This is a genomic window from Actinomycetospora sp., assembly GCF_055612215.1.
Genome location: NZ_JBVPVA010001063.1, coordinates 1 through 8,205, shown reverse-complemented (window position 1 = coordinate 8,205; position 8,205 = coordinate 1). Strand labels below are relative to the sequence as shown.

7 protein-coding genes are annotated in these 8,205 nt (G+C 70.5%); 5 read left to right on the top strand and 2 right to left on the bottom strand.

All coding sequences use genetic code 11. The features are described 5' to 3' along the window. Nucleotides 1–353: 353 nt before the first annotated feature. Both AC0CYZ_RS28780 and AC0CYZ_RS28775 read right to left on the bottom strand, forming a co-directional pair. The gene (locus AC0CYZ_RS28780) at nt 354–566 is read right to left on the bottom strand and encodes a DUF397 domain-containing protein (protein ID WP_472221535.1); all 213 of its coding nucleotides are present in this window, start codon (nt 564–566) and stop codon (nt 354–356) included. Nucleotides 567–719: 153 nt separating this feature from the next. Next, the gene (locus tag AC0CYZ_RS28775) at nt 720–1,619 is read right to left on the bottom strand and encodes a helix-turn-helix domain-containing protein (RefSeq protein WP_472221534.1); all 900 of its coding nucleotides are present in this window, start codon (nt 1,617–1,619) and stop codon (nt 720–722) included. A gap of 640 nt (nt 1,620–2,259) precedes the next feature. Here AC0CYZ_RS28775 and AC0CYZ_RS28770 point away from each other — a divergent pair. The 5 genes from AC0CYZ_RS28770 to AC0CYZ_RS28750 all read left to right on the top strand — a co-directional run bounded on the left by AC0CYZ_RS28770 (nt 2,260) and on the right by AC0CYZ_RS28750 (nt 8,202). Further along, nucleotides 2,260–2,670, top strand: a complete 411-nt coding sequence (locus AC0CYZ_RS28770) for a hypothetical protein (RefSeq protein WP_472221533.1) — start codon at nt 2,260–2,262, stop codon at nt 2,668–2,670. A gap of 414 nt (nt 2,671–3,084) precedes the next feature. Further along, nucleotides 3,085–3,306, top strand: coding sequence for an MmyB family transcriptional regulator (locus AC0CYZ_RS28765; RefSeq protein WP_472221532.1), 222 nt, complete (start codon nt 3,085–3,087; stop codon nt 3,304–3,306). A 42-nt stretch (nt 3,307–3,348) separates the two neighbouring features. Then, nucleotides 3,349–5,313, top strand: coding sequence for a potassium transporter Kup (locus AC0CYZ_RS28760; RefSeq protein WP_472221531.1), 1,965 nt, complete (start codon nt 3,349–3,351; stop codon nt 5,311–5,313). Nucleotides 5,314–5,580: 267 nt separating this feature from the next. Then, nucleotides 5,581–6,930, top strand: a complete 1,350-nt coding sequence (locus tag AC0CYZ_RS28755) for a hypothetical protein (protein ID WP_472221530.1) — start codon at nt 5,581–5,583, stop codon at nt 6,928–6,930. A gap of 78 nt (nt 6,931–7,008) precedes the next feature. Next, nucleotides 7,009–8,202, top strand: a complete 1,194-nt coding sequence (locus tag AC0CYZ_RS28750; RefSeq protein ID WP_472221529.1) for an MFS transporter — start codon at nt 7,009–7,011, stop codon at nt 8,200–8,202. The last annotated feature ends 3 nt before the right edge of the window (nt 8,203–8,205 follow it).

The following is an 8,205-nucleotide window of genomic DNA, read 5'->3' as shown; positions in this document are numbered from 1 at the left end:
GAAGTAGATCGGTGCCTCGAGGTGCCCCATCTTGCTCGCCTGGTCCCGAGCGCGGGTCCCGTCCTCGATGCCCTGGGCGTGCGCGTCGCCGGGTGGTCGGTCTGGTCGTCGTCGATGTGGCCGGACGACTCCCAGTTCATGACCACCGCTACCCCGTTGTCGAGATAGCGCCGCAGCTCAGCGCCGTATGGAGGCTGCGGCATGATCAGGTCCTTGGAGGGGTCCGAGAGGTAACGAAAGATCGCCGAGTAGCCAGCGGCCTTCATCGCTGCTGATGACTGCGGTGTTGTCGAGTCCCAGCATCCGCTACACCCCCGGGCGCGAACTAACTCATCACGAGTCAGGCGCTAGAATCAACCGGACTGGTCGAACTCGCCGTTCTTGACCCCCGCGATGAAGGCAGCCCATTCCTCCGCGTTGAACAAAAGGCGGGAACCAGCAGGGTCGCGGCTATGCCTGACAGCGACCATGTGGTCACGCAGCTCGGCGACTTCAACGCAGTTGCCGCCCCCCGAGAACGAACTCGTACGGTACTCAGCGTCGTCTGCCTCGCTGCAAGTCGACACGACACCCCCCTCACCGGCGACACCGGTGGAGTGTAGGCGGTTACATGGCGACCGTCAGTCACGAAAGTCACTTCGGCCCGCCTCGGCGCCAAGGGCTGTGCAGCCTCGCCGTCCCAACGACAGAAAGCAACGCCGGAAGTACTCCGCACCGATTCAGTCGGGTGAGCGTCCGGAGCCGGCCAACTTCAGCCTCTCAACCTCCTCGCTGAGCCTCTTGATCGACTCCGGTCGGCTGAGGCTGTCCCGCTCCAGGCCGCTGTAGATCATCTCGTAGCGAGCCACGTCTCCATCGGATTCGAGCCACGTGGCACCTTCACGTCCCTCCAGATACACGACGTTCTGATCGGTCGTGTCGGCGAACTTGATGATGGCGAAGGGGCCGCCGAGCGCCCCCGAAGCCTGCGTGGTGTTGAGGGTCAGTCGGAAGTCGACGTCCTCGAGTTCGCCATCCAGGGCTGTCAGCAGGTGTTCGAGCTGACGGCGCATGACCTCCCGGCCACCGATGGGACGGACGAGCGCCGCCTCGCCGAGGATGATGCCGAGCTCAGGCCGGTCCTTATCGCGGCGCAGTATCTTCTGCCGCTCCTGGCGAAACTCGACAAAGCGTGCGCGCTCCTTCGCGGAGCGATCGGGAAACACGATGGAGCAGACGGCGTCGATGTACTCTGCAGTTTGCAAGAGCCCGGGGATGAGGTCGGCCTCAAAGGACTTGATGACGGACGCGTCCTGCTCAAGCGCGACGTAACGGAGCAAGTGATCGGCGAACATGTCGCTCTCGACGACGTCGCGGAAGTCGTTCCACCAGTCCTGACCCTGCCCCTCGTAGGCAAGTTCGAGCAGACGGTCCCGCTCTCCATCGGCGCCGTACAGGTCAAGCAGGTCGCGGACGTCCCGTCCTCGTGGCACACCCTTCCCGTTCTCGAGGCGGCTGATCTTCGCTGTCGAGCACTCCAGCGCGCGGGCCGCGTCGTCGATCTTCTTCCCAGCCGCCTCCCTGAGCCCTCGCAGCTCGGCCCCCAGGCGCCGACGCGCCACCGCCGGGCTACGACTCACGTTGCCCCCCTCCCGTGCCGACGACGACCGCCCCACAGCACATCCCTTTGACCTCGCTCAACTTCCTGATTCCGCCGTACGGCCTAAGCCGGCGGCCGGACAGTACTACCTTCCTGCACATACATGGCGATCGGCCGCAGCGTGTCGTGGAGTTAGCCCATCCATGGAGGCTGACCCATCGGGTCGGCGAACGGTTGCTGCCCGTCGGCGAACGCAGCCAGTCCGCCCCGCACGGATGTTAAGTACACAACGTAGTCCCGCTAGATAGAAGCGCCATACGTTACCCCTCGACTGCTGACAGATGCAAGATCGAAATTACGCAAAGTCATAGGCAGCGCTCACACGGCGCAAGATCAATGTATTTACATGCTGTATCTACCGCGTGTATCCTCATCCTGAACACGTGATCCGGAGGTCGCGATGAGGGACGGTTCGCTAGCTACTGCAGCAACTTCTGGCCCGGTCCTCCGACCGCTCGTCTGGTCGAGTCCGCGGCCTCGTCCCTCGGGCCGCCGCGCGCTGGAGGGTGGTCCCGGTGTGTAGGCCCCTCGGGCGATGGGCGCCCGCGCCGCTTCCGTTCAACCCCAGCCACCGCGACCTCCGTGAGTACCGACGGGACGCGACCGCGCTCAAGCAGCAGATGCGCTGGATCTGGAACGAGTTCTGCTCTGGGGTCGAGCTGACCCACCGGATCGTCCCGTCCGGCTTCGGCACGCGCGAGCCCCCGCGTCTCGGCGAGATCACCCTAGGCCCCCCAACCCGCTTCAGCGTCGAGCTCCGTCCCGGGCAACTGCCGAAGCACCTCCTGGCCGTACGTGAAGAATTGGCGGCGGCCTACCTGGTGGACGACGTCGACGTCCGGCCCCTTCCGGAGCGCTGGGTCAAGGTCGTGCTGATCGAGCGCGGCATCAACCGCGCACGTCACGACACGTTGCCCCTCGACCCGCCGCGCGAGCCCAGGCCTCGTCGGGGCGACGTTCGATCGTCGGGCCGCCATTGGCCCCGTCGCGGGCGTCGGGGACCGACAGGGGGCCCGCAGTTCAGTCCGTGAGGCGAGCGGCGGCTGCGCTCTCTCCTGCCGCTGCGGGGACGACGGAGCCGACGGTCGTTAGCACCGTCGTATGTTGCTGGCGTATTGCGAATGTCTCTGAGACGCATATGGTCAATGTCCGCCACGCGCATACACCCAACGCCCATCAGCTCTACGGAGGACACGTGCCAGCACCCCGCGAGGGAGGCCGATCCGGACACCGCCATCACCGTACGTTCGAGTAAGCACCGAGGAGCGCTCGGTCTCGGGACTCGGTCCGGGATTACGGATGGCAATCAGATTGATCAGCCCCCCAGCCACCGGTGCCTCACCGATCGTCGAGGCGGGGCGGCCCACAGTTCGTCGAGCGTCTGGGGCTGCCCTCGGGCAGCGTCGGGATGGCGCAGCATCTGGTAATCCTCTCGACCACGGTCGATGAGGCAGGGCGCCCCCGCAGGTACCGCCGGGCCCGTAGCCCGGGGGTCAGCAGCAGCGAGAGCATCCGGTAGCAAGCGGCTGCGCCACCCCACCGTCGGCGAGCTCGAGCTCGGCTTCAGCGTGCTCACCCCGCCGGACGACTCCGGCCACCGGCTCCTGGTCTACGGGGCCGGACCCGACAGCCCCGCGGCCGCCGGCCTCGCACTCCTCGGCCGCTAGCCAGCCCGGCCGCCGCGCCGCGCTCGGAGCAGACTGTCGACCATGGCTGACCCCGAAGCGCCGCCGGCCACCACGACGGGCGCCGGCTCGACCCGCCGCGAGCGTGGTGGTCCCGAGCACCCCGCGGTGCTCGGCGCCGGCGGGGCCGGCCTGGCGCTGGGGGCGCTCGGGGTGGTGTTCGGCGACATCGGGACCAGCCCGCTCTACGCGATGCAGACGGTCTTCTCGATCGACGACAACGCGGTGACCCCGTCGCCGTCCGACGTGTACGGCGTCGTCTCGCTCGTCTTCTGGTCGGTCACGATCATCGTGACGATCAAGTACGTGACGTTCATGCTGCGCGCCGACAACGACGGCGAGGGCGGCGTCATGGCCCTGGCCGCGCTGGTCCGCGGCACGCTGCACGCCGGGCGGCGGGCGTCGTTCGCGCTGGCCCTCGGGGTGCTTGGGGCAGCCCTGTTCTACGGCGACTCGCTGATCACCCCGGCCATCTCGGTGCTCTCCGCGGTGGAGGGCGTCGAGGTGGTGCGTCCGGAACTCGCCGAGGTCGTCCTGCCGGTCGGGGCCGTCATCCTCGCGATGCTGTTCATCGCGCAGCGGGTGGGCACCGAGCGCGTGGGCCGGCTGTTCGGGCCGATCATGGCGCTGTGGTTCGTGGTCCTCGCGGTGCTGGGCCTGCCCCGGATCGTCACCCACCCCGACGTCCTGCTCGGGCTCTCGCCCACCTACATCGTCGCGTTCTTCGCCGACCACCCGTTCACGGCCTTCATCGCGATGGGCGCGGTGGTGCTCGCCATCACCGGGGCCGAGGCGCTCTACGCCGACATGGGCCACTTCGGGCGCCGGCCCATCCGCCTCGCCTGGTTCGCCGTCGTCTTCCCCGCCCTGATCATCAACTACCTCGGGCAGGGCGCGCTGATCCTGCACGACCCCGCGGCGGTGGCGAACCCGTTCTACCTGCTCGCTCCCGGCTGGGCCCGGATCCCGCTGATCGTCCTCGCGACCGCGGCGACCGTCATCGCCTCGCAAGCGGTGATCTCCGGCGCGTTCTCGGTGTCGCAACAGGCCGTCCGGCTGGGCTACCTCCCGCGCCTGACGGTGCGCCACACCTCGGAGAGCGAGAGCGGACAGATCTACGTCCCGACGGTGAACTGGCTGCTGTTCGGCGGCGTGCTCATCCTGGTCGCCACGTTCCGGTCGTCGTCGAGCCTCGCCACCGCCTACGGGCTCGCCGTCACCGGCACCCTGCTCATCTCGACGACGTTGTTCGTGTTCCACGCCGCCACCGCGTGGCACTGGGCGCGGTGGCAGCTCGTGACCGTCGGCGTCGTGTTCGGCGGCATCGAGCTGCTCTACTTCAGCGCGAACCTCACCAAGATCGTCCACGGTGGCTGGTTGCCGCTGCTGGTCGCCGCGATCGTCATCGTCGTCATGACGACGTGGCAGCGCGGCCGGAAGGCCGTCACCGCGCGGCGGACCGAGCTGGAGGGGCCGCTGCAGGAGTTCCTGGACGACCTGCCCGACGAGATCGTGCGCGTGCCCGGCACCGCCGTGTTCCCTCACCCGACCAAGCAGACCGCCCCGCTGGCGCTGCGGGCCAACGTCGAGTTCAACCACGTGCTCCACGAGCGGGTGCTGATCGTCTCCCTGGTCCCGACGTCGGTGCCGCACGTCCCGGTCGACCAGCGCCTGACCGTCGACGACCTCAAGCACCCGCACGACGGGATCGTCCACGTCAGCGCGCGGTTCGGGTTCCAGGACGTGCAGGACGTGCCCGGCGTGCTGCGCCAGGCCTGCGCGTTCTCCCCCGAGCTCGCCGACGGCGACCCGGACCGGGCGTTCTTCTACATCTCCCAGATCACCATCGAGCGCGGCCGCGAACCCGGGATGAGCACGTGGCGCAAGCGGCTGTTCGTCGGGCTCGCGCACAATGCCGCGTCCCCGGCCGGCTCGTTCCGGTTGCCGACCGAGCGCACCGTGGTGATGGGGTCGCGCATCGACCTCTGAAGGACCCCCGACTCCGCGTCGTCGTGAACTGAGTAGCCTCCCGCGGAACACTCGGTGAACGAGGATCGTCGGCCAGGAGGCCCATCCGTGACGGGCGCACATCGCGAGCGATTCGGACAGGAGAACGACTTCTGGGCGACGCGGAGCGAATTCGTCGAATTCGGACGGATGATGCGTTTCGCCGTGCTCCCGACCGCGATCGCGATGACGGTGATCGTCACGGGCTGGGCCCTCAGCCATCCCTCGGGGGGACACGCGGTCGCATTCGTGCTTGGGAACCGGAACACCGACGACCAGGGATCGGCCTGGTCCGGCTTCTTCGCGTTCCTCTCCTCCGAGGCGCTCTTCGCCGCCGTCGGGGTCCTGCTCTTCGCCGTCGGGCTGGCGCACGCCCGGCGCCGCCGCCCCGGGGGCGGCGCGATCTCCTCGACGGCGGGCCGGGACGACCTCGGTACGGCCGTCCTCGTCCTCGTCGTCGTCCTGGACCACCTCTTCCTGCTCCACCACCGGGTCCTCCCCGGGGTGGGCGTCCCGGCGAGCGTCGGCACCCTCGCCTACCTGTTCGTCCTCGGGCTGCTCGCCGCGTGCGCCTGGCGCCCCGTGCGCGACGCCGGTGTCCGCGGTGCCTTCCTCGCCGCGATCTGGTGCCTGGCCGTCGGCGCCGCCACCGTGGCCGTCGCCGCCCACCTCGAGGGAGCGCACGACCCGGTGGGTGTCCTCGCCAACACGGGTCGCTTCGTCACGTACCTCGGCTGTGCGGGGCTGTGCTGGGTGCTCGTCGTGCGGGCGCGGCGCATCGTCGGCCAGGTCGTCCGGCGGCCGCCGTCGGGAGAGGACGCCACCGCACCGACCCAGCCGCTCGCGCTCCCGGTCCTCGACCTCTGGGTGGTCCGCGGGGAGTTCGCGCAGCTGGGGCGGACCCTCGTCCGGACGGTGGTGCCGGTCGGCATCGGGGTCGCGCTGTTCCTGGTCGGGTTCGCCGCGACGCACCACGCGATCGAGATCGCGCTCCAGGACCAGGACACCTCGTCCGACGCCTCACAGTGGTCGGGCCTGTTCACCTTCCTCGGGTGCGGAGCGCTGGTCGTGGCGGTGGGGGTGCTGCTCGGGGCCCTGGACCTGGCACGGGCCTGGTCCCGGCGCGCCGGACCCGGTCCGGAGCGGCGCGTGATCAGCGCAGGCCTCGGGGTCGCGGTCCTCATGCTGCTCGTCGCGTTCGACGACCTCTTCATGATCCACGACGCGATCCTCCCCGGCTTCCGCATCCCGGAGGTCGTCGGCAACGGGTTCTACGTCGTCGTCGGCGGCGCGCTCGTGCTGTGGGTGATGGGGCCGGTCCACCGCCTGGGTCTGCTGCTCTCGTTGCTGGTCGGCCTCGGCGGTCTCGCCGTCTCGGTGGCCGGGGACAAGCTCGAGGACGTGTTCGAGGTGTCCGACCCGACCCTCTCCCACCTGTTGGGCAACGCCGAGGACATCGCCAAGTTCCTCGGCTACGCCGCCCTGTGCTCCGTCCTGGTCGCGTACGCGCGGCTCGTCGTCAGCCCGGTCGTGCGCGCGGCGCCGGTCGACGCGCGCGCCCCCTCGCGGTCGGCCGTCGGCTCGGGCCGCCCGACGTAGGGCCGGCCACGCCGGACGGCGCCTAGGCTGGACGCGTGACGCCCGAGGCCCCGCTCACCGGGGCGGCCTGAGTCCCGGGTGCTGCGCAGCGCACGATCCCCCTCGACGACGACCTTCACCACGGCGTCCGTCGCGCTCGTCGCGGTCTGTGCCGCGGCCGGTGTGCCGGCGCCGCTCTACGTCGTCTACCAGCAGACCTACGGTGTCTCGACGATCGCGCTGACCGGCGCGTTCGCGGTCTACATCCTGCCGCTGCTCGCCGCGCTGCTGTGCTGCGGCAGCCTCTCCGACCACGTCGGCCGACGACGGGTCGCGGTGCCGGCGATCCTCGTGGGCGCGGTCGCGTGCCTGGTCCTCGCCTCGGTGGACTCCGCGGCGCCCCTGATCGTCGGGCGCGCGGTGCAGGGGCTCTCGATCGGGCTCGCGCTCAGCGCCCTCGGTGCGTTCGTCGTGGATCTGGCGCCCGCGTCCCGTCCCGGCCTCCCCGGGGCGGTCACCAGCGGCGCGCCGCCGGGAGGCATCGCGATCGGGGCGCTCGCCTCGGGCGCGGCGGTGCAGCTCGCACCGGAACGCGCGCCCGTCCTGTCCTTCGTCGTGACGGCCGTCGTCCTCGCCGGCGCCGCGGTGGCCGTCGCGCTCCTCCCGGAGACCGCGGGGGGACGCTCCGGTGCGCTGCGGTCCCTGCGCCCGGTGGTCCGGGTCCCGCCCTCGGCGCGCGCCGTGTTCCCCACCGTGTGCCTGCTCGTCGCCGCGACCTACGTCCTCGGGGGGTTCACCCAGGCGCTGGCCCCGTCGCTCGCGGTGTCGGTCCTCGGTCGCCACGACCTGTTCAGCGGGGCGCTGGCGGTCGCCGTCTACCACCTCTGCGGGCCGGTGGCCGGGCTCGCCGCCGCCCGGCTCCGCGCGGTGCGGGCGCTGGCGGGCGGGGCGGCCGTCCTGGCGGTCGGCGTCGGCGGGTACGTCGTGGCGATCGCCGTGGGGAGCTTCGGCGCGTACCTGGCCGCCGCGGTCGTGGCCGGAGCCGGGTTCGGCGTGGCGTTCGCCGGCGCGATGCGGGTGCTGCTCGAGCGCAGCCCCGCCGGCGTGCACGCCGGCACCCTCGCCGCCGTGTACCTGTTCTGCTACCTCGCGGCCGCGGTCTCGAGCCTCCTCGCCGGGGTGGCCGTCGAGATCTGGGGCCTGGCCCCGGTGGCGACCGTCCTCTGCGGCCTGGTGGTCGTGATGGTCACGACCGGCGCCACCGGGTCCGTCCTGCGCGTGCGGGCGGCCTGAGCC

Excerpts from the sequence above, each read along its gene's own strand:
- AC0CYZ_RS28765 (WP_472221532.1), top strand. The coding sequence starts at position 3,085 with ATGAGGCAGGGCGCCCCCGCAGGTACCGCCGGGCCCGTAGCCCGGGGG.
- AC0CYZ_RS28770 (WP_472221533.1), top strand. The coding sequence starts at position 2,260 with ATGCGCTGGATCTGGAACGAGTTCTGCTCTGGGGTCGAGCTGACCCAC.
- AC0CYZ_RS28760 (WP_472221531.1), top strand. The coding sequence starts at position 3,349 with ATGGCTGACCCCGAAGCGCCGCCGGCCACCACGACGGGCGCCGGCTCG.